At 60.8% G+C, this 26,908-nt stretch carries 26 protein-coding genes; 19 read left to right on the top strand and 7 right to left on the bottom strand.

What is annotated here, in order from left to right:
* Positions 1-16 precede the first annotated feature (16 nt).
* From BM079_RS08725 to BM079_RS08700, 6 genes are all read right to left on the bottom strand, one after another.
* The gene (locus BM079_RS08725; RefSeq protein WP_380059435.1) at positions 17-1,594 is read right to left on the bottom strand and encodes a bifunctional aminoglycoside phosphotransferase/ATP-binding protein; all 1,578 of its coding nucleotides are present in this window, start codon (positions 1,592-1,594) and stop codon (positions 17-19) included.
* A gap of 75 nt (positions 1,595-1,669) precedes the next feature.
* Entirely contained in the window at positions 1,670-2,959 is a 1,290-nt protein-coding gene (gene hemL / locus BM079_RS08720; protein ID WP_090133010.1) for a glutamate-1-semialdehyde 2,1-aminomutase, read from the bottom strand.
* A 114-nt stretch (positions 2,960-3,073) separates the two neighbouring features.
* On the bottom strand, positions 3,074-3,697 hold the full coding sequence (gene thiE / locus BM079_RS08715; RefSeq protein WP_090133008.1) for a thiamine phosphate synthase: 624 nt from the start codon (positions 3,695-3,697) through the stop codon (positions 3,074-3,076).
* Positions 3,664-4,530: a bifunctional hydroxymethylpyrimidine kinase/phosphomethylpyrimidine kinase gene (gene thiD, locus BM079_RS08710; protein ID WP_090133005.1), complete on the bottom strand. Its 867-nt coding sequence runs from the start codon at positions 4,528-4,530 to the stop codon at positions 3,664-3,666. Before thiD ends, thiE begins: the two co-directional genes overlap by 34 nt.
* The gene (hemJ, locus tag BM079_RS08705) at positions 4,530-5,015 is read right to left on the bottom strand and encodes a protoporphyrinogen oxidase HemJ (RefSeq protein WP_245742897.1); all 486 of its coding nucleotides are present in this window, start codon (positions 5,013-5,015) and stop codon (positions 4,530-4,532) included. Before hemJ ends, thiD begins: the two co-directional genes overlap by 1 nt.
* On the bottom strand, positions 5,015-6,847 hold the full coding sequence (locus tag BM079_RS08700) for a chloride channel protein (RefSeq protein WP_090133003.1): 1,833 nt from the start codon (positions 6,845-6,847) through the stop codon (positions 5,015-5,017). The genes hemJ and BM079_RS08700 overlap by 1 nt, the downstream gene beginning before the upstream one ends.
* 156 nt (positions 6,848-7,003) lie before the next feature.
* Between BM079_RS08700 and erpA the strand changes: the two genes are divergently transcribed.
* From erpA to glmS, 17 genes are all read left to right on the top strand, one after another.
* The gene (erpA, locus tag BM079_RS08695) at positions 7,004-7,357 is read left to right on the top strand and encodes an iron-sulfur cluster insertion protein ErpA (RefSeq protein ID WP_090133001.1); all 354 of its coding nucleotides are present in this window, start codon (positions 7,004-7,006) and stop codon (positions 7,355-7,357) included.
* A gap of 623 nt (positions 7,358-7,980) precedes the next feature.
* Positions 7,981-9,873, top strand: coding sequence for a tRNA uridine-5-carboxymethylaminomethyl(34) synthesis enzyme MnmG (mnmG, locus tag BM079_RS08690; RefSeq protein ID WP_090133000.1), 1,893 nt, complete (start codon positions 7,981-7,983; stop codon positions 9,871-9,873).
* Positions 9,870-10,487 (top strand): 16S rRNA (guanine(527)-N(7))-methyltransferase RsmG, encoded by a 618-nt coding sequence (rsmG, locus tag BM079_RS08685; protein ID WP_090132997.1) that lies wholly within the window; start codon positions 9,870-9,872, stop codon positions 10,485-10,487. The genes mnmG and rsmG overlap by 4 nt, the downstream gene beginning before the upstream one ends.
* A gap of 35 nt (positions 10,488-10,522) precedes the next feature.
* The gene (locus tag BM079_RS08680; RefSeq protein ID WP_090132995.1) at positions 10,523-11,293 is read left to right on the top strand and encodes a ParA family protein; all 771 of its coding nucleotides are present in this window, start codon (positions 10,523-10,525) and stop codon (positions 11,291-11,293) included.
* A 97-nt stretch (positions 11,294-11,390) separates the two neighbouring features.
* Entirely contained in the window at positions 11,391-12,314 is a 924-nt protein-coding gene (locus BM079_RS08675) for a ParB/RepB/Spo0J family partition protein (protein ID WP_090132992.1), read from the top strand.
* A 194-nt stretch (positions 12,315-12,508) separates the two neighbouring features.
* The gene (locus BM079_RS08670; protein ID WP_175489651.1) at positions 12,509-12,916 is read left to right on the top strand and encodes an ATP synthase subunit I; all 408 of its coding nucleotides are present in this window, start codon (positions 12,509-12,511) and stop codon (positions 12,914-12,916) included.
* 20 nt (positions 12,917-12,936) lie between these two features.
* On the top strand, positions 12,937-13,761 hold the full coding sequence (gene atpB / locus BM079_RS08665) for a F0F1 ATP synthase subunit A (RefSeq protein WP_090132988.1): 825 nt from the start codon (positions 12,937-12,939) through the stop codon (positions 13,759-13,761).
* A 70-nt stretch (positions 13,762-13,831) separates the two neighbouring features.
* A complete protein-coding gene (gene atpE / locus BM079_RS08660; protein WP_086621131.1) occupies positions 13,832-14,059 on the top strand; it encodes a F0F1 ATP synthase subunit C in 228 nt (75 codons plus the stop codon).
* A 78-nt stretch (positions 14,060-14,137) separates the two neighbouring features.
* Positions 14,138-14,608 (top strand): F0F1 ATP synthase subunit B, encoded by a 471-nt coding sequence (locus BM079_RS08655; RefSeq protein WP_090132986.1) that lies wholly within the window; start codon positions 14,138-14,140, stop codon positions 14,606-14,608.
* An 11-nt stretch (positions 14,609-14,619) separates the two neighbouring features.
* The gene (locus BM079_RS08650) at positions 14,620-15,156 is read left to right on the top strand and encodes a F0F1 ATP synthase subunit delta (protein WP_090132984.1); all 537 of its coding nucleotides are present in this window, start codon (positions 14,620-14,622) and stop codon (positions 15,154-15,156) included.
* Positions 15,157-15,172: 16 nt separating this feature from the next.
* Entirely contained in the window at positions 15,173-16,717 is a 1,545-nt protein-coding gene (gene atpA, locus BM079_RS08645; protein ID WP_090132982.1) for a F0F1 ATP synthase subunit alpha, read from the top strand.
* Between the two features lie 58 nt (positions 16,718-16,775).
* Positions 16,776-17,669, top strand: a complete 894-nt coding sequence (gene atpG / locus BM079_RS08640) for a F0F1 ATP synthase subunit gamma (RefSeq protein ID WP_090132980.1) — start codon at positions 16,776-16,778, stop codon at positions 17,667-17,669.
* 44 nt (positions 17,670-17,713) lie between these two features.
* Positions 17,714-19,087: a F0F1 ATP synthase subunit beta gene (gene atpD / locus BM079_RS08635; RefSeq protein WP_090132978.1), complete on the top strand. Its 1,374-nt coding sequence runs from the start codon at positions 17,714-17,716 to the stop codon at positions 19,085-19,087.
* Between the two features lie 12 nt (positions 19,088-19,099).
* Positions 19,100-19,525 (top strand): F0F1 ATP synthase subunit epsilon, encoded by a 426-nt coding sequence (locus tag BM079_RS08630; protein WP_090132975.1) that lies wholly within the window; start codon positions 19,100-19,102, stop codon positions 19,523-19,525.
* A gap of 224 nt (positions 19,526-19,749) precedes the next feature.
* Entirely contained in the window at positions 19,750-21,111 is a 1,362-nt protein-coding gene (gene glmU / locus BM079_RS08625) for a bifunctional UDP-N-acetylglucosamine diphosphorylase/glucosamine-1-phosphate N-acetyltransferase GlmU (protein WP_090133299.1), read from the top strand.
* A 232-nt stretch (positions 21,112-21,343) separates the two neighbouring features.
* Entirely contained in the window at positions 21,344-22,114 is a 771-nt protein-coding gene (locus BM079_RS08620) for a DeoR/GlpR family DNA-binding transcription regulator (protein ID WP_090132973.1), read from the top strand.
* Positions 22,115-22,188: 74 nt separating this feature from the next.
* Entirely contained in the window at positions 22,189-24,024 is a 1,836-nt protein-coding gene (gene glmS, locus BM079_RS08615) for a glutamine--fructose-6-phosphate transaminase (isomerizing) (protein ID WP_090132972.1), read from the top strand.
* Between the two features lie 215 nt (positions 24,025-24,239).
* On the opposite strand, the gene BM079_RS16725 is transcribed toward glmS, so the two are convergent.
* Positions 24,240-24,401, bottom strand: a complete 162-nt coding sequence (locus BM079_RS16725; RefSeq protein ID WP_175489650.1) for a hypothetical protein — start codon at positions 24,399-24,401, stop codon at positions 24,240-24,242.
* Positions 24,402-24,423: 22 nt separating this feature from the next.
* Between BM079_RS16725 and BM079_RS08610 the strand changes: the two genes are divergently transcribed.
* Positions 24,424-24,753 carry a hypothetical protein gene (locus tag BM079_RS08610; RefSeq protein ID WP_245742925.1) on the top strand — a complete coding sequence of 110 codons (330 nt, stop codon included), beginning with the start codon at positions 24,424-24,426 and terminating at the stop codon, positions 24,751-24,753.
* 11 nt (positions 24,754-24,764) lie between these two features.
* Positions 24,765-26,819 (top strand): pyrroloquinoline quinone-dependent dehydrogenase, encoded by a 2,055-nt coding sequence (locus BM079_RS08605; protein WP_090132970.1) that lies wholly within the window; start codon positions 24,765-24,767, stop codon positions 26,817-26,819.
* Positions 26,820-26,908 lie beyond the last annotated feature (89 nt).

The raw sequence follows: 26,908 nt of genomic DNA, 5'->3' as shown, positions 1-26,908 counted from the left end.
CCGCTTTCAGCGCCGGTCAGTTCAGACGCAGCCGCTCGCGAATCAGCGACACCAGCGTCAGATTGGCATCCTCGGCCGTGGTATCCAGATGAATCAGATAAGCCAGCTCATCCTCGCCAAAAGCGTCACGCGAGGCGAGCTGGTGATCCAGCACTTCAATACCGGCCTCCGACACTTCCCCTCGTCGATCCCGACGCCGTCGTAGCCGATCCCGCAGGGTGGCATCATCCGCCTCGAAACTGATCAGAAGCGCCGCCAGCCCCCGCTTTTCGGCCTCGTGTCGCAGCCGATCACGCTGTGAGCGCTTGAGCATGGTGGCATCAATACAGACCGGGTAGCCGGCCTCCATCAGCGTACCGCTCAGGGTAGCCAGACGCTCATAGGTCTGGCGGGTCATCTCCTCGCTGTAAATGCCGCCCGCCACGCTCGAGCCGGAATCGGCATCAAAGGAGAGTTGGCACAGGCGCTTGCGCTCGACATCGGAGCGCAGACGTATGGCGCCCAGCGAGCGCACCACCTGTTCGGTAAACCGGCTCTTGCCGCTGCCCGACACGCCCACGCTGATCAAAAGCCAGGGAATATCGATCTCGCTGTAGCGCTCGGCCAGCGCGATATAGCTGCGATAGTCCGACAGCGCCGCGTCCCGGTCCGCCGGATGCAGGTCCGGCTGCTGCTGGCGAAAGAGCGCGACCTTGGCCCGCACCATGGCCCGATAGGCCTTGTACCAGGGCAGCAGACGCACCAGCTCGTGATCGCCGCTGCCTTCCAGATAGCGATTGAGCACGTGACTCGACAGCGCATGCTCACCGCGCGCCTCGAGATCCATCAGCAAAAAGGCCAGCTCGCAGCAGACATCGTTGTAGCGCAGGTCGTCGTTGAACTCGATACAGTCAAAGATCAGCGCCCGCCCGTGGTGCTGTACCACGTTGGCCAGATGCACATCGCCATGCGTTTCCCGCACGAAGCCGTCACGCTGGCGCTGTGACAGCATCGGCGCCAGGCGCTGATAAAGCTCCTCGGCGCGCTGGGCCAGTTCGTCGAGACGGCGCAGATCCTGAGGATCATCCAGCAGCGGCCGGATCTGATCGAAGTTCTGTACTACCGGCGCGTTCACGGCCTCCGCCGAGCCAAAGGGGCTCTCCGGCGACACCCGCTCGGCGCGCTGATGAAAGGCGACCAGCTGATCGACCATGTCATCCATCATCGATCTCGTCAGCTCGCCGTTGGCCTGCAGCGTCGAGAACAGCCCGGCATTGTCGAACTGACGCATGCAGATGGCGTATTCAAACGGTTCGCCCTCGCCATCCAGCACCGGCGCCTCGGGGGTGCCGCTGATGGGCACGACCCGCTCATAAAGATCGCCGGCCAGCCGGCGATTGAGCCGTACCTCGTCATCACAGAAGCGACGACGCCGTGCCAGCGTTGAAAAGTCCAGAAAGCCGAAATCCAGCGGTTTCTTGATCTTGTAGGCGTAGTCACCGGTCACGATGACCCAGGAAATATGGGTCTCATAGACCTGCAGGCTCGACACCTCATGATTGAAAAACCGCCCGCTTCTCAGCGCGCTGATCAGTGACTGACTCAAGGGGATCACTCCGGCTCGATAAAGGGATTGCGCCCGCCGCAGTGACCGGTGGGCGTGACGAAGCGCCCCGGGGGGCGCCAGGATTCAGCTCATGGTGGCAAACACGGCCTCGGCCGCCTCGAGCGTGGCGTTGATGTCCTCGTCTTCGTGCACACTGGACATGAAGCCTGCTTCGAACGGTGACGGCGCCATGTAGATGCCACGATCCAGCATGGCGGTAAAGAACGCGCGGAAACGCTCGACGTCACAGCCGGTGGCGGCGGCGAAGTCGTTGACCTCGCTCTGCTCGGTAAAGAAGATGCCGAACATGCCGCCAGCGCGATGAGTGATCAGCGGCACACCGGCGGCAGCCGCCCGCGACTCGAGGCCATCACACAGGGTGTTGACCCGCTCGCTCAGACGCTGGTGGAAATCGGGCTGACGAATCTTTTTTAGAAGCGCAATGCCGGCGGCCATCGCCAGCGGATTGCCGGCAAGCGTTCCAGCCTGATAGACCGGCCCCAGCGGCGAAAGATGTTCCATGATGGCCCGCTTGCCGCCAAAGGCGCCGACCGGCATGCCGCCGCCGACAATCTTGCCCAAGCAGGTCAGATCCGGCGTGACGTTGTAAAACGCCTGCGCACCACCAAGCGCCACTCGAAAGCCGGTCATCACCTCATCAAAGATCAGGACCGCGCCGGCCTCGTCGCACACCTCGCGCAGACATTCCAGAAAACCCGGTACCGGCGGAATGCAGTTCATGTTACCGGCCACCGGTTCGACGATGACACAGGCGATCTGGTCGCCGATCTCGCGGAAGCACTCGCGCACGCCCTCGATATCGTTGTAGGAGAGCGTCACGGTGTGCTCGGCCAATGAGGCCGGCACGCCCGGCGAGCTGGGTTCGCCATGGGTCAGCGCGCCCGAACCTGCCTTGACCAGCAGGGAATCCACGTGGCCATGGTAGTTACCCTCGAACTTGACCACCTTGTCACGGCCGGTATAGCCGCGGGCCAGCCGGACCGCCGACATGGTCGCCTCGGTGCCGGAGTTGACCATGCGCACCATGTCGATCGACGGCATGATCTCGCAGATCAGCTCTGCCATGTCGGTCTCGACCGCCGTGGGAGTCCCGAACGAAAGACCGTCTTCAAGCCGGTCACGCACGGCACCCAGCACGTCCGGGTCGGCATGACCGGTAATCATCGGTCCCCACGATCCGACGTAGTCAACATAACGCCTGCCTTCGACATCAAACAGGTAGGGGCCGCGGGCGCGTGATACGAACATGGGCGCACGCCCCATGCCCTTGAAGGCACGCACCGGAGAGTTGACGCCGCCGGGAATGCGCTGCCCGGCACGGGCAAAAAGCGTCTCGGAAGTAACGGTATCCATCGTCGCGCTCCTGTGGAAAAAGAAAGGGTAGACCCGGCCCGGAGGGTGGTCTACAGGGTTCGGTTTATCCACACCCGGTGATTCAGGATCCGATCGAACCCGGTGTGGATAACCCTAACCATGAAAACTCTGATTGAGCCGATGAACCGCAGCACCGGGGTCCTCATGGCCGAAAATCCCGTGCACCAGTGCAATCAGATCGGCACCGCCACTGACCGTGGCATCGATATTGTCGGCATCAATACCGCCGATCGCCACTCGCGGCAGGCCGAACCTTGCCGCCTGCTCCAGAATCGACAGATCCGCCGGCGGCGCGTCGGGTTTGGTCTGTGAGGGATAGAAGCGACCAAAGGCCAGATAGCTGGCACCCTCGCCGGCGGCCTGCTCGGCAAATTCGAGGCTGCCCTGACAGGTGGCACCGATGATGGCATCGGGCCCCAGCACCTGTCGGGCCCGGGCAATCGAGCCGTCGCTGCGTCCCAGATGGACGCCAACACCCAGCCGCCAGGCCAGGGCGGCATCATCGTTGATGATCAAGGGCGTCTCATACTGATCGCACAGCGCCTTGAGGGCGCGCGCCTGACGTTCGCGACGGCCTTCATCGCCGGACTTGTCACGGTACTGCAACAGCGCAATACCGGCGTCCAGTGCGCCCTCGCACCGATAAATGAGTGTGGCGTCATCCGGCATCAGATGCGCATCGGTCAGCGCGTAGAGTCCTCGCTGCCACTGGGACATGTGGCGCTCTCCTGGTTGAATGAATGACATCGACCGATCAGGCGGTCGGGCAGGGCCTGGCCGCGACCGGGTCGCAGGGCGCTTTCAAGACTCTGCCAGGTAAACTGCTGTGCCTGCCGGCAGGCCTCTTCCAGCGCATCGCCCCGGGCCAGCGCCGCGGCCGCAGCGCTGGCCAGCGTGCATCCCGAGCCGTGATAGTGGCCCGGCAGACGCGGCCATGACCACGACTGCACGCCGTTGCGGGTATACAGCTGATGGGTCACGTGAGGCTGCTGGCGCGCTTCGGCCATGTCTGCACCCGTGGCCAGTACGGCCCTGGCACCGGAGTCCAGCACCCGCGCTGCCTGGTCGGCTACCGCCTGATCCTGCAGATCGCTTCCTGCAAGCACCGTGGCCAGCCGCGACAGCTCCTGCAGATTGGGCGTGACCAGATCGGCCAGCGGCAGCAGACGCTCGGCCATGGCGGCCATCAGGATCTGTCCGGACAGCTCGCGCCCACCGCCGGCTTTCAGGACCGGGTCGATGACGATGGGCAGGTGCGAATGCGCCGCACACAGGGTGGTCACCGCCTCGAGCGTCGAAAGATCCGCTATCAGGCCAACCTTGATGGCGTGAACATTACAGTCTTCAAGCAGCCCCCGGGCCGTGGCCAGAATTTCCTCGCCCGGGCGCGGCATGACAGCCTGCACATCGACAGTCGTCTGACGTGTCAGCGCCGTGGGAACGGTCAACGCCCAGCCGCCCATGGCGCGAACGGCCTCGGCATCGGCGATCAGCCCGGCCCCACCGGTCGGGTCGTGACCGGCCAGTACCAGCACGCAGGGCAAGGCCATCAGAACGGCTTGACCACGGACAGGATGACGATGGCCATCAGAAGGATCGCCGGGATGACGCCAAAGACGCGGTAGTAGCCGCCGCCGCGACGATTGGTCCCGGCCGCGAAGCGCTTCATGTGTGCCTTGCAGATATGATGAAAGCCGATCAGAAGCACGACCAGTACGGCCTTGACGTAAAACCAGCCCGCGGTCAGGTAGTACTGAAAATCAAGCGCCAGAAGCCAGATCCCGAAAATCAGCGTCAGGATCATGGCCGGCGTCATGATGGCGGCGTAAAGCTTGCGCTCCATCACCTGAAAGCGGGTCGAGCCCTGCCCGTCGTTCTGGCGCAGCGCATGAGCGTGATAGATAAACAGCCGCGGCAGATAAAAGAGCGCGGCAAACCAGCCGGTAAATGAAATGATGTGAAGGGCCAGCACCCAGGCATACATAGGCTCATCCTCGATCGCGTCGGTCAGGTCGTGTCTGATGGTGATGTCCATCAGTGATAGTAGTTTTCAATGGCTTCCCGGGTAATGATACCGGAAACCCGATGCATCATCGGCGCGGTAATGTGTCTGACGTACAGAGCATCCACCCTTTGATCATCAAGGCACGCAAAGGCCTCTGAAAGCGTCGCCTGCAGATCGATGGGCGCCAGTTCCAGCCGCTTGCCCGCAATTTCGAGCAGATTGACGCTGTCCTCCTGATCCACACCGGCCTCGCCCTTCTCCTCCATTGCACGCGCCATGTCTGCTGCCAGCAGAGCCAGTGGCGCCTTGCCCGGCTCGCGGTCAGCCTTTTGCTGATCGCTCTGACGGTGGATCAGAAGCCACGTCGGTCGAGCGTCCAGAATGCTGCGCGCCCGCTCCCGGCTGATCACGGCCGCGGTCACGGTGACGCTGCGATCCATGACGGCACCCACCCCGACCCGCGACAGGGCCTGCATCAGGGGCTGCTGCAGCGGATGCTGAGTGCTGCCCTGACGGGGCATGACATAAAATCCCTGAGTGCGCCAGAGAAGGCGTGCGGTCAGCGCCGCACTCAGTACGGTCAGCATGCCGTACAAAATGATATCAGGGCTGTGTGTCAGCTCCAGCAGAGCCATGATCGCCGCCAGCGGTGCCTGCAGCACGGCGCCCATCATGGCGGCCATGCCCATCATCACGTACAGGTTGGGTTCTCCTGCCATCGAGGGTAAAAGCGCCGAGGCCCCGAGACCAAAGAGTGCCCCCGCCGCCGCACCGATCACCAGTGTTGGCCCCACGATCCCCACCGGAATGCCGCAGGCCACGGTCACTGCGGTCAGCAAAAGCTTGCCGACCACAAGGACCAGCAGGATGTTCACGTCAGTCTGTCCGGCCAGAATCATGTCAACGCTGTCGTAGCCGATGCCCTGCACCTGCGGATAGACACCGGCCACCGCACCGGTCAGCGCGCCCGCGATCAGGATGCGAATGCCCCAGGGGATACGGGTCAATCTGTCGCCCATGCAGGCCAGCCGAATAAAGCCCCCGGCCATGACACCGATAACCAGCGCCATGAGCAAAAGCCAGGGGATATCGAGCAGACGCGGCTGAATGACAACGGGCAGCATGAAGGCCGGCGCCGAGCCAAAATGCAGCTGCGTGATGACGGCGCCTGTGGCCGAGGCCAGCATGACCGGCATGAAACCGGTCAGGGTGTACTCCATCATCACCACTTCCATGGCAAAGATCACCCCGGCGATGGGCGTATTGAAGGAGGCCGAAATACCGGCGGCCACGCCGCAGCCAACCAGCACGCGCAGACTATTGTGCGGCAGCTTGAGCAGCTGACCGATCCAGCCCGAGGCGCCAGCACCCAGATGGACCGATGGCCCCTCGCGCCCGGCGGACAGTCCGCCCAGCAGCGAGATGACGCCAACCCACCATTGGTTGAACCAGTTGTCACGAGCCATGACGCCCTGATGGTAGGAAAAGCGCTCGATCACGTGCGTAATGCCGATGCGACGCGCACTTTTTTTCTGCCAGCCCAGTCCCAGGCCAATCAGGATCACGGCCGCCATTGGCAGTCCCGTGCGAACGGCCACGGGCAGGGCTTCAAAGGCCTCGGCGTCCCCGCCCGGCATCAGCGCCAGTGCCCCCAGCTCGATCAACTCCCGAAAGGCGATCATGATCAGTCCGGTCAGCGCACCGGAAATGACCGCCAGCAGACACAGCTGTGGCAGGGCGTCGACACTGGCCAGCTGGCGTCGGAAATTTTCAAGATTCAGACGTGATGTATCCAGAAAACGGCGCGGCAAGCTTGCTCTCCCCAGCGGCAGAATGACGAGGTCATGAAACACCACGCGCATCAGCCTATCATTGTTTATGCCGCTGGCCCCCATGATCTCCCGAGCCCTGTCGGTTGACCATTGACAGAGGGGGTGCCGATAATGGTGATCATGACAGTCACAAGGCTGATCCATTCCTGACACATCTCATGTGTGTCATCTCAGAAGGAGGCCGCGATGAGCGGAGCAGAATCCTTTGTTCCGACCCCGCTTGTCTTTACCGATGCTGCTGCAGGCAGAGTCAGGACGCTGATCGAGGAAGAGCACAACCCGGCTCTGAAACTGCGCGTCTACGTAACGGGAGGCGGCTGTTCGGGCTTTCAGTATGGTTTCGATTTTGCAGAAACCGTCGGCGAAGACGATACCATCATCGAAAACGGCGATGTCGCCATGGTCATCGACCCGCTGAGCTATCAGTATCTGGTCGGTTCCACGGTGGACTTCGAAGCCGGTCTGGCCGGTGCCCGCTTTTTGATCAAAAATCCCAACGCCACCACGACCTGTGGCTGTGGGGCATCCTTTACAGTCTGACGTCCCGCGATGACGCCCAGGCGTCTGTCGGCTTTCGACAGACGCCTTTTTTATGCCCGATTGATTACCTCCTCCTGCACCAGGAACGCGCCTGCCCCTGTGGACAGTTTTTGACGCCCGGGCTGCCCCACTGCTTTGAAAGCCGCCTGTGACGGGCTTTTCAACGATCGAATCTACAATGACGCCTTTCTTGACGAGTATGGGGAGAATCCTCCCTGAGCCCGGTTGATCATGCGGGGATAAATTCAGCTGTGAACAAGTCGCAGGGTTATGCACACCCCGTACAGGGCCTGCCCCAGGGAAACCCGCAGTTTGCCCTGCGTTTCATTCACGTCCCAGAAAGCTGTTTTATTTACGGAAAAAATGCTTTTCCACAGAAAGGCTCAATACCAGTAATCACAACCACAACAGAACTTCTTATTTAAAAAAGATGTTTTATTAATTAAAGACCTTCTGTCGGGTGAAAATCCGTGCGTGGAAAACCCTGACGCTTGTTCACAGCCACGTTATAATGCGCGCCATTCAATACGCCTTATCCCCAGCCCCTCTTCGGGCATGTGGGTATCGACACGCGCTGATCAGTCGGGTGTCACGTTCATCTTCAACCCCTCGAGGTTTTTCACGTGGATTATCCGGACCGCTTTGACGTTATTGTCATCGGTGGTGGTCATGCGGGTACCGAAGCCGCACTGGCCGCCGCTCGCATGGGCTGTCAGACCCTGCTGCTCAGTCACAACATCGAAACGCTGGGACAGATGTCCTGTAATCCCGCCATCGGCGGCATCGGCAAGAGCCATCTGGTCAAGGAAATCGATGCGCTCGGCGGTGCCATGGCGCTGGCCACCGATCAGGGGGGCATCCAGTTTCGAACCCTCAACTCCCGCAAGGGTCCGGCGGTACGTGCCACCCGGGCACAGGCCGATCGCGTGCGCTACAAGGCGGCCATTCGCTATATCCTCGAAAATCAGCCCAACCTGTCGATCTTTGCCCAGTCCGCCGACGATCTGATCGTCGAGGGCGATACGGTTCGCGGCGTGCTGACCCAGGGCGGCATTCGCTTCATGGCGGAAACCGTGGTGCTGTGTACCGGCACCTTCCTGGGCGGTGTGATTCATATCGGCATGCAGCACCACAGCGGTGGTCGCTCGGGCGATCCGGCCGCCAACGCGCTGGCTGCGCGCCTGCGCGAACAACCCCTGCGGGTAGCACGTCTCAAGACCGGCACCCCGCCACGGCTGGATGCCCGAACGGTCGATTTCTCGAAGCTGGCCGAACAACCCGGCGATACGCCGCGGCCGGTGATGTCCTACATGGGGCGGCGTGAGATGCATCCCGATCAGGTGAGCTGCTTCATCGCGCACACCAACGAGCGTACCCACGACATCATCCGGGCCAATCTGGATCGCTCGCCGATGTACTCCGGCGTCATCGAGAGCACCGGCCCGCGCTACTGCCCCTCCATCGAGGACAAGATCCATCGCTTTGCCGACAAGCAAAGCCACCAGATCTTTATCGAACCGGAAGGGCTTGATACCCACGAGCTCTATCCCAACGGCATCTCGACGTCGCTGCCCTTTGACGTGCAGCTTGACGTGGTACGCTCGATCGAGGGACTTGAGCGCACCCACATCGTGCGCCCGGGCTACGCCATCGAATATGACTTCTTCGACCCGCGCGATCTGAAGCACTCGCTGGAAACGAAGGTGATTCACAATCTGTGGTTTGCCGGTCAGATCAACGGCACCACCGGCTATGAGGAAGCCGCCGCCCAGGGACTGCTGGCAGGGCTCAACGCCGCTCGGCGCGTCAAGGGGCAGGAGGCCTGGTGGCCGCGGCGTGACGAGGCCTACATCGGCGTAATGGTGGATGATCTGATCCGCATGGGTACCCAGGAGCCCTATCGCATGTTCACCTCGAGGGCGGAATATCGTCTGCTGCTGCGCGAGGACAACGCCGATCTGCGTCTGACTGAAACGGGTCGCCAGCTGGGGCTGGTGGATGACCAGCGCTATGACGCCTTCCAGCAAAAGCGTGACGCCATCGAGACCGAGCGCAAGCGCCTCGATCACGTCTGGATCCAGCCCGGTAGCGATGCGGCCAGAGGGCTTGCCGATCGAGTGGGGGCGCTGTCGCGTGAACATCGCCTGAGCGATCTGCTGCGCCGTCCCGAGCTGACCTATGACGACATCGCCCCGCTGGCCGAAGGCGCACCGGAAGATCCGCTGGTCCGCGAGCAGGTGCAGATCCAGGCCAAGTACCAGGGCTATATCGATCGCCAGAGCGAGGAGATCGAAAAGCTCCGGCGCCACGAGTCCACCCGGCTGCCTGAGGAGCTTGAATACGATCGCATCGACGGACTGTCCAGCGAGATTCGCCAGAAGCTCAAGGCAGCCCGCCCAGAAACGCTGGCCGAGGCCGGGCGCATTCCGGGCGTGACGCCGGCGGCCATCTCGATGCTTTTGATTCACCTCAAAAAGCGCAGTAATGCGTCCAGGGTCAGGACGGCCACCTCATGAAGGCCGGTGTCGAACGCCGTCTTGACGACGGCATGACCGCCCTCGGGCTGAGTGTTGAGCGCGAGGTTCGCGACCGGCTGCTGGCCTTTGTGGCGCTGTTGCACAAGTGGAATCGGGCCTATAACCTCACCGCCGTACGCGATATCGACGCGATGGTGACGCGCCATCTGCTGGACAGTCTGGCGATTCTGCCGCAGATCGAAGGCCCGAAGCTTCTGGATGTCGGCAGCGGTGCCGGCCTGCCCGGCATCGTGGTGGCCATTGCGCGCCCCGACATAGCCCTGACCTCGATCGACAGTAACGGCAAGAAGATCCGCTTTCAGCGCCAGGCCGCCTTCGAGCTGGGGCTTGGTAACGTCACACCGGTACACGATCGGGTGGAGGCGCTGGCCGGGGTTACCTTCGAGCAGATCACCAGCCGCGCCTTTGCGGCCCCGGCAGAGTTTGTCACCCTGACCCGGTCACTGCTGGCCGAAGGCGGGCACTGGCTGGCCATGGCAGGTCGCGTGGATGACATCACGCTGCCGGACGACGTCCGACTGGTGCAGACTTGGGCACTGCAGATTCCCCAGGAGCCTGCCCAGCGTCATCTCTTGAAAATGGACATTGCCTGACAGGGCCCTGCGATCAATACACAAGGAATTCTCTCTTGACCCGGATCATTGCGCTGACCAACCAGAAGGGTGGCGTTGGCAAGACCACAACTGCCGTCAACCTGGCCGCCGCACTGGCATCGCTGAAAAAACGGGTGCTGCTGGTGGACATGGACCCGCAGGGTCACGCCACCATGGGCAGCGGTATCGACAAGCATGCGCTCTCCAACGGCAGCTCGCTGGACGTGCTGCTGGGCGAGCTGTCGGCCGCCGAGGCCATCGTGGACTGCCCCAGTGCCGGTTACCAGCTGCTGCCGGCCAATGGGGATCTGACCGCCGCCGAGGTGGATCTTCTCGAGCGCGAGGGGCGCGAACGCTGTCTGGATCGCGCCATCGAAACCGTGGCCGACCGGTTCGATGTGGTATTGATCGACTGCCCGCCCTCGCTCAACATGCTGACCGTCAATGCTCTGACCTCGGCACATGGCGTACTGATTCCGCTGCAGTGCGAGTTCTATGCCCTGGAGGGGCTTTCGGCGCTTCTGGATACCGTCGAGCAGATTCGCGACAGCGTCAATCCGGCGCTGGCGCTCGACGGTATCGTCAGAACCATGTTCGACAATCGCAACAGCCTGACCCGGGATGTCAGCAAGCAGCTGTCGGACTACTTCGGTGACGATCTGCTCAAAACGGCCATTCCCCGCAATATCCGGCTTGCCGAAGCGCCCAGCCACGGGCTGCCGGTCAATCGCTATGCGCGCATGTCCCGGGGCGCCCATGCCTATCGGGTACTGGCCAAGGAACTGATTCGCAAGCTGTCGCTGTAATCCGGACAACACGGTCAAAACATCGATTCGTGAGCGCTGATGTCTTTGATGTCAGCATGTGTTGTTATTCCCGCATGGCCTGAACGAGGAACTGTTCATGACGCGTAAACGCGCACTCGGAAGAGGACTGGACGCACTGATTGGCGCCGGCGCCCGGCAGCGTTCACAGACCCAGAACCCCGACGGTGGTTCTGCCGAGGTGGCAGTGACCGCATCTCCCCTGATTGACAGCCGCGAACGTCTCGAGCGTCTTCCGCTGGCGGAGCTGACGCGTGGTCGCTACCAGCCGCGACGCGAAATGCAGCCCGAGCGGCTTGAAGAGCTTGCTGCCTCGATCAGAACCCGTGGTGTCATGCAGCCCATCGTGGTCCGCCCCCTGCCCGAGAGCAGCGAGGCCCGCTACGAGATCATTGCCGGTGAGCGTCGCTGGCGCGCCGCGCAGATGGCCGAGCTGGATGTCATCCCGGCGGTCGTACGCGAACTCGATGACGAGACTGCGCTGGCGCTGGCGCTGATCGAAAATATCCAGCGCGAGGACCTAAACCCCGTCGAGGAGACCGTTGCCCTCAAGCGGCTGATGGATGAATTCTCCCTGACCCAGCAGCAGACGGCGGACGCCGTCGGGCGTTCGCGCGCCCAGATCGCCAATATGCTGAGGCTGCTGTCGCTGGAAGACGAGGTGCAGACGCTTCTGGCACGCGGTGACATGAACGTTGGCCACGCCCGCGCCCTGCTGGCGCTCAAGGGCAAGCGTCAGCGCCAGGCAGCGCAGGAAGTGGTCGAACGCGAGCTGACCGTGCGTCAGACCGAAGCGCTGGTCAAAAAATATACTGATGTCTCAAACGAGAAGAAAAAGGTCGCGGACAAACCTTCGGGGGATGTGGGCAGTCTGGAAAATCAGCTGGCGGAGCTGTTGGGTGCGCGCGTCCAGATCAGCCACGGCAAGACCGGCAAGGGCAGTCTGACGATTCGTTACACAAGCCTTGACGAGCTTGATGGTATTCTCTCGCACATCCGCTGATACGTGGCGCTTAAACACGACTTAATCCTGTATTGTAAACTGCGGCGCTTTGACACAGGATCGGGTCGTTTTGGTGCAGATCAGCTTAAAGCCCGCGATTTTCGATGCCAGTGACGTTGATGCCATCGGGGGGCTTCCTTATAATCCGCCTGCCCGGCGCGATGAGTCGAATATCTCGGGAATGCATAAAACCAATGCAACAATCCAGACCCGCGATTCCGGCGGCGCCGAAGCGTCCAGGAATTTACAGACTGCTGGTGGTTCAACTGGGCGTTACGCTGGTAACTGCAGCACTTCTGACATTTGAAACGGATTCATCCCTGGCGCTGTCAGCGCTCAAGGGTGGCCTCGCAGGGCTTTTGCCCAACGTGTATTTTGCCTGGCGTGCGTTCTTGTACCGCGGGGCCCGTTTTCAACGTCAGATGATTCGCAGTTTCTATCGAGCCCAGGTGGGTAAACATCTGCTGGCCATTTTGCTGTTCACGGGCATCTTCGTGATGTCGCCACCGCAGTCTCCGCAGTGGTTTTTCGTGACGTTTGCACTGGTTCAGTGCGTCTACTGGCTGACCCCCTGGCTGATCGGCAGGCCCGGCTCCCATTAAAATCGATTCAAGGCAACGTTATGGCAGGCAACGCACCGACTTCGACCGAGTACATTACTCACCACCTGCAGAATCTGACCTTCGGTCTGCACCCCGATAATGGCTGGTCCTTTGCTCACGGCGCCGAAGAAGCCCGCGAAATGGGATTCTGGGCCATCAATGTGGATACCATGGGCTGGTCGATCGCTACCGGGCTGCTGTTTCTGTGGCTGTTTCGCTACCTTGCAAGGACCGTCACCAACGGTGTGCCGTCCGGTCTGCAGAACGCCCTTGAAATGGTATTCGAGTTCTCCAACGGCATCATTCGCACCAGCTTCAGCGGCCACAGCAAAATGGTCGGGCCGCTGGCTCTTACGCTGTTCTGCTGGATCTTTTTCATGAACAGCCTCAAGTGGCTGCCCATCGATCTGGTCCCGCAGATCGCCCACAAGCTGGGCATCGAGTACATGCGCATCGTTCCGACCAGTGATCCCAACGCAACGCTGGGCATGGGCTTTGCCATCTTCCTGCTGATCATTTACTACAGCATTCGCAACAAGGGCTTCAGTGGCTTTGCAAAGGAGCTCTCGTTTCGTCCCTTCAACCACTGGGCGCTGATTCCCTTCAATCTGGTACTTGAACTGGTCGTTCTGATCGTCAAACCCATCAGTCTGGGACTGCGTCTTTTCGGCAACATGTTTGCCGGCGAGGTCATCTTCATCATGATCTCCCTGCTGCCCTTCTGGGCCATGTGGGTGCTGGATGTGCCCTGGGCGATTTTCCACATTCTGGTCATCACCCTGCAGGCCTTCATCTTTGCCGTGCTGAGTGTGGTGTACCTGAGCGCTTGCTTTGAAGAGCACTGATCCAATAACAACACTAGCTTCAAAACCCTTTTACCCCTTGTCTGAAAAAACCTGAAACAGGAGCCATTCCATGGAACTCGTCTACATTGCTGCCGCCATCATGATCAGCGGTGCTGCCCTCGCAACCGGTATCGGTTTCGGTCTGCTTGGTGGCAAGCTGCTCGACTCCACCGCGCGTCAGCCGGAACTGGGCGACCAGCTGCAGACCAAAACCTTCATCATGGCCGGTCTGCTTGACGCCGTTCCCATGATCGGTGTGGGTATCGCGATGTACCTGATCTTCGTTGTTGCCGGTTAATCAAACGCTGAACGCCGGGCCGCTTGTGCTCGGTGTCGCCGTTTCCGGCCATCACGAACCCGCAGGAGGTATATCCGCGTGAATATCAACATGACGCTTATCGGACAGATGATCGCCTTCGCGATCTTCGTCTGGTTCTGCATGAAGTATGTGTGGCCTCCGATCACGCAGGCACTCAACGAGCGTCAGCAGCGCATTCAGGACGGTCTCGAAGAAGCCGACCGTGCCCGTGCGGAGCTGCACAAGGCCAACGAACAGGCCGAGGAAACGCTGCGTGAAAGCCGTGAGGAAGCCGCTCGTATTCTCGAGAAGACGCGCAGCCGTGCCAATCAGATGATCGAGGAAGCACGCAACGATGCCCGCGCTGAAGGCGAGCGCATGATTGCCAACGCCCGCAGCGAAATCGACAGCGAGATTCAGCAGGCCAAGGGTGAACTGCGTGCTCAGGTGGCCACGCTGGCCATTCAGGGCGCTGAACGCATTCTCGAGTCCTCCATCGATGAGAAGAAGCATCGCGAGATGGTGGATCGACTCGCCGAAGAGCTCTGAGGAAACGCCACATGTCAGACCACATCACGCAGGCACGTCCCTACGCAAGGGCCGCTTTCGAGCTGGCCAGAGAAGACAGCACCCTGGATGGCTGGTCGGCGATGCTGGCCGAAGCCGCTCGTCTGACGGCAGACGAGCGCGTTGACATGCTGCTCAAGGACCCGCGTCGCACCCCGAAGCAAAAGGGTGAAGCCTTCATCGAGCTGCTGGGCGATCTGCTGCCCGAACGGGGGGCCAATTTCCTGATGGTGCTGGCCCGACAGCAGCGTCTGCCTGCCCTGGCATCGATGAGCACGCTGTTCGAGACAGAGCGTGCTGCTTTCGAGCAGCGTGTCAGCGTGGAGATCATCTCGGCCTTTGAGCTGGACGAGGCGCAAAAAGACAAGCTCGCACAGGCGCTCACCAAGCGTCTGAATCGCGAAATCACGATCACCACTTCGGTGGATAAAACGCTTCTGGGTGGCGTCGTCATTCGCGCCGGCGATACCGTCATCGATGGATCGGCGCGTGGGCGACTGGCACGGCTTTCCAGCGTTCTGAACCACTGAAGTCGAGGGACATGGCATGCAGCAACTGAATCCTTCCGAAATCAGCGACATCATCAAGGGCCGGATCGAGAATCTCGACCTTGATGCACAGGCGCGTAATGAGGGCACCATCGTTGGCGTGGCCGACGGTATCGTTCGCATTCACGGGCTGACCGATGCAATGTTCGGGGAAATGATCGAATTCCCGAACGATATCTACGGCATGGTTCTCAACCTCGAGCGCGACAGCGTCGGCGTTGTGGTACTGGGCGACTATCAGCAGCTTCAGGAAGGCATGACCGGCAAGTGCACCGGCCGCATTCTGGAAGTGCCGGTAGGCCGCGAGCTCATCGGTCGTGTCGTCGATGCGCTCGGCAATGCCATCGATGGCAAGGGCGATCTCGACACAAGCGAAACCGACGCCGTTGAAAAGGTGGCACCGGGTGTTATCTCCCGTCAGGGCGTTGATCAGCCGGTACAGACCGGTCTCAAGTCGATCGATGCCATGGTGCCGATCGGTCGCGGTCAGCGTGAGCTGATCATCGGTGACCGTCAGATCGGCAAGTCGGCGATTGCCATCGATGCGATCATCAACCAGAAGGGCAAGGGCATTACCTGTGTCTACGTGGCAGTCGGTCAGAAGCAGTCGACCATTGCCAACGTGGTCAGAAAGCTCGAAGAGCACGGCGCGATGGAGCACACCATCATCGTGGCTGCCGGCGCGGCCGACCCCGCTGCCATGCAGTTTCTGGCGCCCTACTCCGGCTGCACCATGGGTGAATATTTTCGCGACCGCGGTGAAGACGCCCTGATCGTCTATGACGATCTCTCCAAGCAGGCCGTGGCCTACCGCCAGATCTCCCTGCTGCTGCGTCGTCCGCCGGGTCGTGAAGCCTATCCGGGTGACGTCTTCTATCTCCACTCGCGTCTGCTCGAGCGTGCCTCGCGCGTCAACGCCGACTATGTCGAGAAGTTCACCAACGGTGAAGTGACCGGCAGGACCGGCTCGCTGACGGCGCTGCCGATCATCGAGACCCAGGGGGGCGACGTTTCTGCCTTCGTTCCGACCAACGTGATCTCGATCACCGATGGCCAGATCTTTCTGGAAACCGGTCTGTTCAACTCCGGTATCCGCCCGGCCATCAACGCAGGCCTTTCGGTCTCGCGTGTCGGCGGCAGCGCCCAGACCAAGATCATCAAGAAGCTGGGCGGCGGTGTGCGTCTGGCGCTGGCACAGTATCGTGAGCTGGCGGCCTTCTCGCAGTTTGCCTCAGATCTCGACGAAGCCACGCGCAAGCAGCTCGAACACGGTCAGCGTGTCACCGAGCTCATGAAGCAGAAGCAGTATTCTCCGATGTCGATTGCCGACATGGCGGTCTCGCTCTACGCGGCCAACGAGGGCTACCTCTCCGACGTACCGGTCGACAAGGTGCTGGATTTCGAGCGCGGTCTGCTCGATCACATGCGCTCCGAGCACGGTGAACTGATGGAGAAGATCAACAACACCGGCGGCTACGACAACGACATTCAGCAGGGGCTGAAAAGCGGCGTTGAATCGTTCAAGTCAACGCAGAGCTATTGATGATCCGGACCCTTCGGGGTCCGGACGCCCTGCGCTGATTGCTTAGGAGAGTATCGCTATGGCAGCCGGAAAAGAGATCAAGTCCCAGATCGGGAGCATCAAGAATACCCAGAAGATCACCAGCGCCATGGAGATGGTGGCAGCATCGAAGATGCGCCGCGCCCAGGAGCGCATGGCAGCCAGTCAGCCCTACGCCAGTCAGATTCGTCGGGTTGTCAGCCATATCAGTCAGGCCAATCCGGAATATCGCCACGATTATCAGATCGAACGTGAGGTCAAGCGTATCGGCTATATCGTGGTGACCTCGGATCGCGGTCTGTGTGGTGGTCTTAACAGCAACCTGTTTCGACGTGTACTGCAGGACGTACGGCAGTGGCGCGACAAGGGTGTTGGCGTGGCCTTCTGCGCGCTGGGCACCAAGGGCAGCGTCTTCTTTCGCAAGTATGGCGGCGATCTGCTGGCGGCCAACCGCAATCTGGGCGATGCGCCCGAGGCCAACGAGCTGATCGGCAGCGTCAATGTCATGCTGGAAGCCTTCGACAACGGCGAGATCGATCGACTGGATCTGGTGTACAACGAATTCGTCAACACCATGAGTCAGAAGCCGATCGTGCGTCAGCTGCTGCCGCTGCCCGAAGAGGAAGCCGATTCGCAGGCGTCATCGTCGCAGGAAACGATGAACACTTCGAAGGGCGGCTGGGGTTACGTGTACGAGCCGGACGCTCAAAGCCTGCTCGACAAGCTGCTGGTGCGCTATGTCGAGTCGCAGGTCTACCAGGCGGTGGTGGAAAATATTGCCAGCGAGCAGGCCGCTCGCATGATCGCAATGAAAAACGCCTCTGATAACGCTGGTGACATCATTGATGACCTGCAGCTTCAGTACAACAAGGCGCGTCAGGCAGCCATCACCCAGGAAATTTCCGAAATCGTGGGTGGTGCCGCTGCGGTCTAGGTCGGCCCGTCGGACAGTTATTTACAGGTTCAAGAGGAATCAGGATGAGCGGACGTATCGTACAAATCATCGGTGCGGTGATTGACGTCGAGTTTGACCGCAGCGAGGTCCCCCACGTTTATGAAGCCATGAATGTGGAAGAGACCGGCACCGTACTCGAAGTACAGCAGCAGCTCGGTGATGGCATCGTGCGTGCCATCGCCATGGGCTCTACCGAAGGGCTCAAGCGCGGCATGAGCGTCGCCGGCACGGGCGCCCCCATTTCGGTCCCGGTGGGTGAAAAGACGCTGGGCCGTATCATGAACGTGCTGGGTGAGCCAATCGACGAAGCCGGCCCTATCGGTGAAGAAGAGCGCAGCCCGATTCACCGTGCCGCTCCGAGCTTTGCCGATCAGTCGGCCTCCAGCGAATTGCTGGAAACCGGCATCAAGGTCATTGACCTGATCTGCCCGTTTGCCAAGGGCGGCAAGGTCGGTCTGTTCGGCGGTGCCGGCGTCGGCAAGACCGTCAACATGATGGAGCTGATCCGTAACATCGCTACCGAGCACTCCGGTTATTCGGTCTTTACCGGTGTCGGCGAGCGTACCCGTGAAGGTAACGACTTCTACTACGAAATGAAGGAGTCCAACGTTCTCGACAAGGTATCGCTGGTCTACGGTCAGATGAACGAGCCGCCCGGCAACCGCCTGCGCGTGGCCCTGACCGGTCTGACGATCGCCGAGCAGTTCCGTGACGAAGGCCGTGACGTTCTGCTGTTTGTCGACAACATCTACCGTTATACGCTGGCAGGTACAGAGGTATCGGCACTGCTGGGTCGTATGCCGTCCGCCGTGGGCTATCAGCCGACGCTGGCCGAAGAGATGGGCATGCTGCAGGAGCGTATCACCTCGACCAAGACCGGCTCGATCACTTCCGTACAGGCCGTTTACGTGCCCGCGGATGACCTGACCGACCCGTCGCCGGCCACGACCTTCGCGCACCTGGATGCCACCGTGGTACTGGCGCGTTCGATCGCCGAACTGGGCATCTACCCGGCCATCGATCCGCTGGACTCCACCTCGCGTCAGCTCGATCCACTGGTCGTGGGCGATGAGCACTACACCGTGGCGCGCGGCGTTCAGAACGTTCTGCAGCGCTACAAGGAGCTCAAGGACATCATTGCCATTCTGGGCATGGATGAACTTTCTGATGAAGACAAGCAGACCGTGGCACGCGCGCGTAAAATCCAGCGCTTTTTGTCGCAGCCTTTCTTCGTGGCGGAAATCTTCACCGGCGCGCCAGGCAAGTACGTGTCGCTCAAGGAGACCATTCGCGCTTTCCAGGGCATCCTCAACGGCGACTACGACCATATGCCTGAACAGGCGTTCTACATGGTCGGTACGATCGACGAAGCGATCGAGAAAGCCGACAGCATGTAAGGAGGGGCGCTCATGGCGACCATGCAATGCAATATCGTCAGCGCGGAGCGCAACATTTTCGCCGGCGAAGTCGAACGCGTTGTAGCGATCAGCGTCCTTGGCGAGCTGGGCATTCTGCGCGGGCATGAGCCGACGCTGACGGAGCTGAAGCCGGGGCCGGTTCGGATCATCCATGACGGTGGCGAAGAAGAAATCTACTTTGTTTCCGGTGGTTTTCTGGAAGTGCAGCCGAACATGGTCATCGTACTGGCCGACAGCGCCGATCGTGCTCGTGATCTTGACGCCGCCGAAGCGGAAAAGGCGCGCGACGAAGCTCGCAGTGCCCTGCAGGGCAAGAACAGCGAGATGGATTACCAGCAGGCGCTGGCCGAGATCGAGGCGGCTACCGCCCGGCTGCGGACCCTGTCCCAGCTGCGCAATCGTCGCGGCAACAGCTGAGTTCACAAAGCATTATCGCAACATGGTCACAAGCCATGGATGCGTTTTCCGGCGGCCTTCGGGCCGCCTTTTTTGTTTCTGGCATGCGCACCCGGAGCAATGCGATCGCGGTATGCCCTGATACACTATCCGTCAAAGGAATGATCAGGCATGACAGAGCATGTCATCTGTTGGGTGCATGATCGGTGATCGTTTTTCATTCAGCGTGGGGAGAGTTGTCTTTCATGTCCATTGATGTCGTGATTCTGGCTGCCGGACAGGGCAGTCGCATGCGTTCGCAAAAGCCCAAGGTACTGCACGAACTGGCCGGCAAACCCATGGTGCGTCATGTCATCGAGTCAGCCATGAAGGCTTTCTCGTCACCGCGACTGCACGTCGTTGTGGGCCACGGTGCCGATCAGGTGCGCGAGGCGTTGTCCGATCTGCCCATCAGCTTTGCCCTCCAGTCCGAGCAGCGCGGCACCGGCCATGCCGTGGCGCAGACTCTTGAAGGGCTGGGCGACGGTCCGGTGGTGGTTCTTTACGGCGATGTCCCCATGATTCAGCCGCAGACGCTAAGCACCCTGGTGGAGCGGGTTGATGATCAGCGCATGGGGCTTTTGACCGTCACCATGACCAATCCGCACGGCTACGGGCGTATTGTGCGCAACGACCAGGGGCTGGCCGTGGCCATCGTGGAACAAAAGGATGCCACCCCGGAGCAGCTCGAGATCAGCGAGTGCAATACCGGCATTCTGGCCGCCACCGGCGATCAGCTGCGGCGCTGGCTGCCGGCGCTGTCCAGCGACAATGCCCAGGGTGAGTACTACCTGACCGATATCATCGCCATGGCGGCGAGCGAAGGGATTGAAGTGGCTACTGCCGAGCCGGGGACGGCTGCCGAGGTGCAGGGCGTCAATGATCGGGTGCAGCTGGCCGCACTGGAGCGTATTCACCAGTCTCGCGAGGCCGAGCGGCTCATGCGCGAAGGCGCCAGCCTGGCCGATCCGAAGCGCATTGATGTGCGCGGCGAGCTGAGCGTAGGTCAGGATGTCTTCATTGACGTCGGCTGCATCTTTGAAGGTCGGGTCCATCTGGGCGACGGCGTGCACGTAGGGCCCTATACCCTGATTCGTGATGCCAGCATCGGTGAGGCCACCCGAATCGAGGCGCACAGCATGATCGAAGGCAGTGACACGGCGGGCGACAACGCTATCGGCCCCTTCGCGCGTCTGCGTCCAGGCACACGTCTTGAAAGAAAGGCGCGTATCGGCAACTTCGTCGAAACCAAAAAGGCGCACGTGGGCGAAGGCAGCAAGATCAACCACCTGAGCTACATCGGTGATGCGACCCTGGGCCAGGGCGTCAACATCGGTGCCGGGACCATCACCTGCAACTACGATGGCGTCAACAAGCACCGCACCGAGATCGGCAGCAATGTCTTCATCGGCTCCAACTCGGCGCTGGTGGCCCCGGTGGCCATCGGTGATAGCGCCACCGTCGCGGCCGGTTCCACCGTGACCGATACGGTCGACGACCAGGCGCTGGCGATCGCCCGTGCCCGTCAGATCAACAAGCAGGGCTGGACGCCGCCGCACCGCAGATAACGACTGTCCGGTCGAATGGAAGGAAATCCCTGCCGGGTGTCACACTGTCGTGTGACACCCTTTTTTATGCCGGTGTGTGCCCCTTCGAACATCTTCGACTTTAGGCGTATGTTTTTTGTGCCAAAAGCGCCAACAGGGCTTGACCTCATCGCGGCTGTGAGTTTTTATCCGAAACATAAATTCTTTCGGTTCGAAAGATAATCTTTTCAACTGTTCGGATAGCCGCCTTCTCATGAGTCGACGCCAGACCCCGCAGCGCCGGGAGGCCATTCTTGATCTGCTGGCAGCGCGCGGCGAGGTCGCTGTCGAGACGCTGGCCCAGCATTTCGAGACCTCGAGTGTGACCATTCGCAAGGATCTGGCCATGCTGGAAAGCGCCGGCCATCTGATCCGGCGCCACGGTGGCGCCACGCTGGTGCCGCGCGAGGGCGATCAGGGGCGACACCGGGTCTCGCCGATCAAGCAGGCGCTGGCGCGGGCGGCCAGCGAGCGCATTGTCGATCATGCGCGGCTGATCATCGACAGCGGCAGCACAACCAGCGCGCTGATCCCGGCGCTGGCCCATCGCACCGGGCTGGTGGTCATGACCAACTCGCTGGGGGTGGCGGGCGCGCTGCAGGCGCTGGATACGCCCCCTGCCCTGTTGATGACCGGCGGGACCTGGGACCCGCATTCGGCCTCCTTTCAGGGGCGGGTGGCAGAAAACGTGCTGCGCGCCTACGACTTTGATCACCTGTTCATCGGCGCCGACGGCATCGACCTGGACCGGGGCACCACCACCTTCAACGAACTGACGGGGCTGTCGCAGGTCATGGCCGAGGTGGCGCGCGAGGTCGTGGTGATGGCGGAATCCGACAAGATCGGTCGGCGCATTCCCAATCTGGAGCTCGACTGGGCGCAGATCGACGTCTTGATTACCGACGACGGTCTGGAAGACTCCAGCCGTCAGCAGATCCGTGACCGGGGCGTCGTGCTGATCTGTGTCAGTGCACCGACGCCATGACACCGTCGCAGACCGAATCCGGTCCGAGGCGGCGGTAATATTCGACATTTTTGACATTTCAGGAGAGAGAATCCATGTGTGGCATTGTGGGCGCGGTCGCTGACCGTCAGGTGCAGAATATTCTGCTGGAAGGACTCAAGCGTCTTGAGTATCGCGGCTATGACAGCGCCGGCATGGCCGTACTGTCGGCTGACGCAAGGCTGTCGCGCCAGCGCGCGGTCGGCAAGGTCGCCGCCCTTGAAGAGAAGCTGCAGGCCAGCAGCCTGCGCGGTCATGTCGGCATCGCCCATACCCGCTGGGCCACGCACGGTCGGCCGAGCGAAAACAATGCCCACCCGCACCAGTCCGGTGATCGCCTGGCAGTAGTGCACAACGGCATCATCGAAAACTACGAGCTGCTCAAGGCCGAGCTTGAAGGCCAGGGCTACGTCTTTCTCTCCGAGACCGACACTGAGGTCATCGCGCACCTGATGTCGCGCGAAGTGTCGCGTCATGACGATCTGCTGTCTGCCTTCCAGCACGTGGTCGACATGCTGGACGGTGCCTATGCGCTGGCCGTGACCCATGCCGACTATCCCGACCAGATCGTGGGCGCACGCAAGGGCAGCCCGCTGGTCGTGGGTGTGGGTATTGATGAAGCCTTCCTGGCGTCCGACCCGCTGGCACTGCTGCAGGTCACCGACCGCTTTATCTATCTGCAGGAAGGCGATGTCACGCGTCTGACCGTGGGCGGCGGGATTGAAATCTTCAACGCCAGCCAGCGCGTCGAGCGTCCCAGCGCGATCTTCGAGCACGGCGACGGCGCTATCTCGCGCGGCGACTATCGCCACTTCATGCTCAAGGAGATCCACGAGCAGTCCCAGGTCATCGCCAATACCCTGGAAGGCCGTCTGGGCGATCAGCATGTGTTCACCCGCATTCTGGGCGCTGAAGCCGATGACCTGCTCGATCGCGTCAGGAACATCCAGATCATTGCCTGTGGCACCAGCTATCACGCCGGCATGGTCGCGCGCTACTGGCTGGAGAAGCTGGCGGGCATACCGACCCAGGTGGAAGTGGCCTCGGAATATCGCTATCGCGAAGTGGTTGTCCCCGACGGCACCCTGTTCGTGACGCTTTCCCAGTCCGGCGAGACGGCCGATACGCTGGCAGCGCTGCGCCATGCCTCGCAAAAGGGCGGCTATCTGGCAAGCCTTGCCATCTGCAACGTGCCGGGCAGCTCGCTGGTGCGTGAATCCGACCTGACCCTGATGACCCAGGCCGGCCCCGAGATCGGTGTGGCCTCCACCAAGGCCTTTACCACCCAGCTGGTGGCGCTGCTGCTGCTTACTCTGGCCCTGCGCCATGCCCGTCAGGGCGACGACGAGGTACAGGCTCGTCTGGTCACGGCCCTGCGCGAGCTGCCGCGTCTGATCACCCGCGGTCTGGCACTGGACAGCGCCATCGAAACCATGTCGGCCGCCTTTGCCGAGAAGCATCACTCCCTGTTTCTGGGTCGCGGCACCATGTTCCCGATCGCGCTGGAAGGCGCGCTCAAGCTCAAGGAAATTTCCTACATCCATGCCGAGGCCTATCCGGCCGGAGAGCTCAAGCACGGCCCGCTGGCGCTGGTCGACAGTGACATGCCGGTCATCGCAGTGGCGCCCAATGACGAACTGCTGGAGAAACTCAAATCCAACCTGCAGGAAGTCCGCGCCCGGGGCGGTGAGCTGTTCGTTTTTGCCGACGAGCATGTAGCAATCAACGAAAGCGAAGGCGTTCATGTGCTGCGCATGCCGGCCGTCGATGATGTGATTGCCCCGATCCTCTACACCCTGCCGCTACAGTTGCTTTCCTACCATGTGGCCGTGCTCAAGGGCACTGACGTGGACCAGCCGCGCAACCTGGCCAAGAGTGTCACGGTGGAATAAAGTCAGCGCTGGCAAAGTGTGTTACGCCTCGTTGATTCGGGCATCGACCGATATGGTCGATGCCCGTTTTTATTAAAAAACAGCTGATCGAGAGGCTACCGGGAAAATGCTCTTGAAAGCCCCGAGCGCTCACAACATTGGTTGTGATCGAGCGAATGGTACTTTTTCTGATTCCTTTACGGTTAATACAGTATATTTCTTTGTTATAAACGTTATCATTTGCGTTGGCTGATGCGCCCTTTTGAAAAGCCATCGCTCAGTGTCTGCCGATTCCCGCTTGCAATTTCCAATACCGCCTGTGCGGTATTCGTCCCCGTCATGTCGGGCGTTGGTACATAAAAAATCCGCCCAAGGGAAGGGAACTCCATGTCTTCCATGCGATCCTCAAATCCAGGCGCCATGGTCGTGCTTATCGCTTCAGCGGTGGGCATTGCCATTGCACTTTATGCCTATCTCACACCGTTGACCGGCGTCAACGGTACGCTCGGTGCACTGATTGTCATTCTGACCTGTGCCGCCCTTGTTGTTCTGGCCCTCGGGCTTGCCCTGTGCGGTAAACGTGCCCTGCACAATCTTCTTCGGGTCGTGATTGTCGTCGTCATTATTGGTACTGCCTTTGCTGCCCTGCTGCTTCATCTCTGGTGGCTAGCCGTCGCCATGGCTGTTGCTCTGGTGGGACTGATGATCGATATCTTCCGCCCCTCACCCGCTCACCGCACGACTTCATGAGGAGCCCCGACATGATGAGTCTTCGCACAGGATTCAAGCGCCTGAGCACGCTGACCGCGCTGTCGCTCGCCGCCTTTCCTACCCTGCTGCTGGCCGCACAGCAGTCGTCCGAGCCTGATCAGCAGCCGAGCGCGTCTGCCGAACAGCCTGCAGCGCCCGCCGATCAGTCCGACCGGCAGCAGAACCAGCGCGCCAACGTGCCGCTGGTGCCGGACTCGCCGACCTGGAGCAGCTTCCACGGCCAGCTCAATGCCCAGAAATACAGCCCGCTTGATCAGATCAACGTTGATAACGTCGGCCAGCTCGAGAAGGTCTGGGAAGTACACACTGGTGACGTCTCCGATGGTTCCGGTGATACGCCGGCGACCGTCTGGTCGGCCACGCCGGTGTTTGCCAACGACACGCTCTACATCGGCACGCCCTTTTACAAGCTGATTGCCTATGATCCCGCCACCGGTGAAGAAAAGTGGCGCTTCGACACTCAGTCTTCCAGAGAAGCGCTGACCCAGCCGGTACTCAAGAACCGCGGCGTGGCCTATTGGGAAGCTGATGACCCGGTCGAAGGCGAGTCGTGCCAGAAGATCGTCTACATGGGCACCATGGATGCCCAGCTGTTTGCACTTGATGCCGACACCGGCAAGCCCTGTCAGGACTTTGCCGACAACGGTGTGCTCAATGTCGATCAGTGGAACACCATCAATCCCAAGTATCCGCTGTCGCTGCTGCAGCCGCCGACCATCGTGGGAGACCACGTTATCTTCGGCTGGGCCGGCAAGGACTGGGCCTATCAGGAAGCACCTCCGGGCACCGTCTTTTCCATCAATGCCCGCACCGGCGAGCGCGAGTGGACCTTTGAAGCGCTGCCCGAGGATGTCCGTGAAAGAAGTGGCACCGCCAACGTCTGGACCCACATGTCAGCGGACGAGCAAAACGGTCTGATCTATCTGCCGGTTTCCTCGCCGTCACCCAACTACTGGGGTGGAAATCGCAAGGAAGAGGTTCCGCTGGGCACTTCCACCACTGCCCTGGATGTCGAAACCGGTGAAGTGGTCTGGTCGCGTCAGTGGGTTCACCATGATATCTGGGACTACGATATCAATGCCGCGCCGACGCTGATGGACATCACTGTCGATGGTGAAGAGATTCCGGCCCTGGTACAGGGTACCAAGATGGGCTTTCTGTTCGTGGTCAATCGCCTGACCGGCGAAGATGTCTGGCCGATCGAAGAGCGACCGGTACCTCAGGGGGATGGCAGTGTCGAGGGTGAAGTCTATGCACCGACCCAGCCCTTCCCGACCAAACCGGCCCCGCTGCTGGATCAGTCCAAAAAGCCCGCAATCTGGGGGCTGGCGGATGCCGTCGGCTTTGGACAGTGTACGCGCCTGTGGGACGAGCTGACCTATGAAGGCATGTATACGCCGCCGACCACTCGCGGTGAAGGTGTGCTGGCCTATCCTGACAGCGCCGGTGGCGTTCAATGGGGCGGTGTGGCGTTTGATCCCGTCAGTCAGACGGCGATCGTCAATACCTCGCATATCGTCCAGACCATCAAGCTTTACAATCGTGAAGATTATGAAAAGGCCGACACCGGGTCCGGCAACGAAAGTGGTTTCTCTCCTCAGGAAGGTGCGCCTTACGGCATGCGTCTGAACGTGGCGAGCAACTGGCTGGGTATGCCGTGCTGGGAACCGCCCTTCGGTGAAATCGTGGCGATCGACATGCATACCGGTGACATCAAGTGGCGCAAGCCGGTGGGTGCCTCGCAGCAGTTTGGCTTTTTCATGCCGGAACGCTGGGGCTCGCCCACGATCGGTGGCCCGGCCGTGACCGCAGGTGGCGTCATCTTCATTGGCGCCTCCATGGATGCCAAGGTACGTGCCTACTCGCTCGAGACCGGTGAAGAGCTCTGGGAAGATCAGACTCAGGCCCCGGTGGTAGCCAACCCGTCGGTGTATGAATACAAGGGCCGTCAATACGTCGCCTTTGTCGCCGGTGGCAACACCATTCTCAAGGATCAGGTGGGCGATCAGATCGCCGTCTACGCACTGCCGGAAGACAAGCAGTAAGTTTCGGCAAAAGGCGTTGATCACGGGGCGTTCCTTTTCAGGAGCGCCCCGTTTTTCATGGTTTGAATAAAAGCCCTCTTGATGGGTGG

Origin of the sequence: Kushneria avicenniae, from assembly GCF_900112585.1 — a bacterium.
Lineage (GTDB): Bacteria > Pseudomonadota > Gammaproteobacteria > Pseudomonadales > Halomonadaceae > Kushneria > Kushneria avicenniae.
Note: the sequence above shows the minus strand (reverse complement) of the source record. Positions and strands in the feature narration are given on the sequence as shown.

What these genes read in the sequence shown, in the direction of transcription:
- hemL (WP_090133010.1), bottom strand. Translation starts at nt 2,959, where the DNA reads ATGGATACCGTTACTTCCGAGACGCTTTTTGCCCGTGCCGGGCAGCGC.
- thiE (WP_090133008.1), bottom strand. Translation starts at nt 3,697, where the DNA reads ATGTCCCAGTGGCAGCGAGGACTCTACGCGCTGACCGATGCGCATCTG.
- thiD (WP_090133005.1), bottom strand. Translation starts at nt 4,530, where the DNA reads ATGGCCTTGCCCTGCGTGCTGGTACTGGCCGGTCACGACCCGACCGGT.
- hemJ (WP_245742897.1), bottom strand. Translation starts at nt 5,015, where the DNA reads ATGGACATCACCATCAGACACGACCTGACCGACGCGATCGAGGATGAG.
- BM079_RS08700 (WP_090133003.1), bottom strand. Translation starts at nt 6,847, where the DNA reads ATGCGCGTGGTGTTTCATGACCTCGTCATTCTGCCGCTGGGGAGAGCA.
- erpA (WP_090133001.1), top strand. Translation starts at nt 7,004, where the DNA reads ATGAGCGGAGCAGAATCCTTTGTTCCGACCCCGCTTGTCTTTACCGAT.
- rsmG (WP_090132997.1), top strand. Translation starts at nt 9,870, where the DNA reads ATGAAGGCCGGTGTCGAACGCCGTCTTGACGACGGCATGACCGCCCTC.
- BM079_RS08675 (WP_090132992.1), top strand. Translation starts at nt 11,391, where the DNA reads ATGACGCGTAAACGCGCACTCGGAAGAGGACTGGACGCACTGATTGGC.
- BM079_RS08670 (WP_175489651.1), top strand. Translation starts at nt 12,509, where the DNA reads ATGCAACAATCCAGACCCGCGATTCCGGCGGCGCCGAAGCGTCCAGGA.
- atpB (WP_090132988.1), top strand. Translation starts at nt 12,937, where the DNA reads ATGGCAGGCAACGCACCGACTTCGACCGAGTACATTACTCACCACCTG.
- atpE (WP_086621131.1), top strand. Translation starts at nt 13,832, where the DNA reads ATGGAACTCGTCTACATTGCTGCCGCCATCATGATCAGCGGTGCTGCC.
- BM079_RS08650 (WP_090132984.1), top strand. Translation starts at nt 14,620, where the DNA reads ATGTCAGACCACATCACGCAGGCACGTCCCTACGCAAGGGCCGCTTTC.
- atpA (WP_090132982.1), top strand. Translation starts at nt 15,173, where the DNA reads ATGCAGCAACTGAATCCTTCCGAAATCAGCGACATCATCAAGGGCCGG.
- atpG (WP_090132980.1), top strand. Translation starts at nt 16,776, where the DNA reads ATGGCAGCCGGAAAAGAGATCAAGTCCCAGATCGGGAGCATCAAGAAT.
- atpD (WP_090132978.1), top strand. Translation starts at nt 17,714, where the DNA reads ATGAGCGGACGTATCGTACAAATCATCGGTGCGGTGATTGACGTCGAG.
- BM079_RS08630 (WP_090132975.1), top strand. Translation starts at nt 19,100, where the DNA reads ATGGCGACCATGCAATGCAATATCGTCAGCGCGGAGCGCAACATTTTC.
- glmU (WP_090133299.1), top strand. Translation starts at nt 19,750, where the DNA reads ATGTCCATTGATGTCGTGATTCTGGCTGCCGGACAGGGCAGTCGCATG.
- BM079_RS08620 (WP_090132973.1), top strand. Translation starts at nt 21,344, where the DNA reads ATGAGTCGACGCCAGACCCCGCAGCGCCGGGAGGCCATTCTTGATCTG.
- glmS (WP_090132972.1), top strand. Translation starts at nt 22,189, where the DNA reads ATGTGTGGCATTGTGGGCGCGGTCGCTGACCGTCAGGTGCAGAATATT.
- BM079_RS16725 (WP_175489650.1), bottom strand. Translation starts at nt 24,401, where the DNA reads ATGGAAGACATGGAGTTCCCTTCCCTTGGGCGGATTTTTTATGTACCA.
- BM079_RS08610 (WP_245742925.1), top strand. Translation starts at nt 24,424, where the DNA reads ATGGTCGTGCTTATCGCTTCAGCGGTGGGCATTGCCATTGCACTTTAT.
- BM079_RS08605 (WP_090132970.1), top strand. Translation starts at nt 24,765, where the DNA reads ATGATGAGTCTTCGCACAGGATTCAAGCGCCTGAGCACGCTGACCGCG.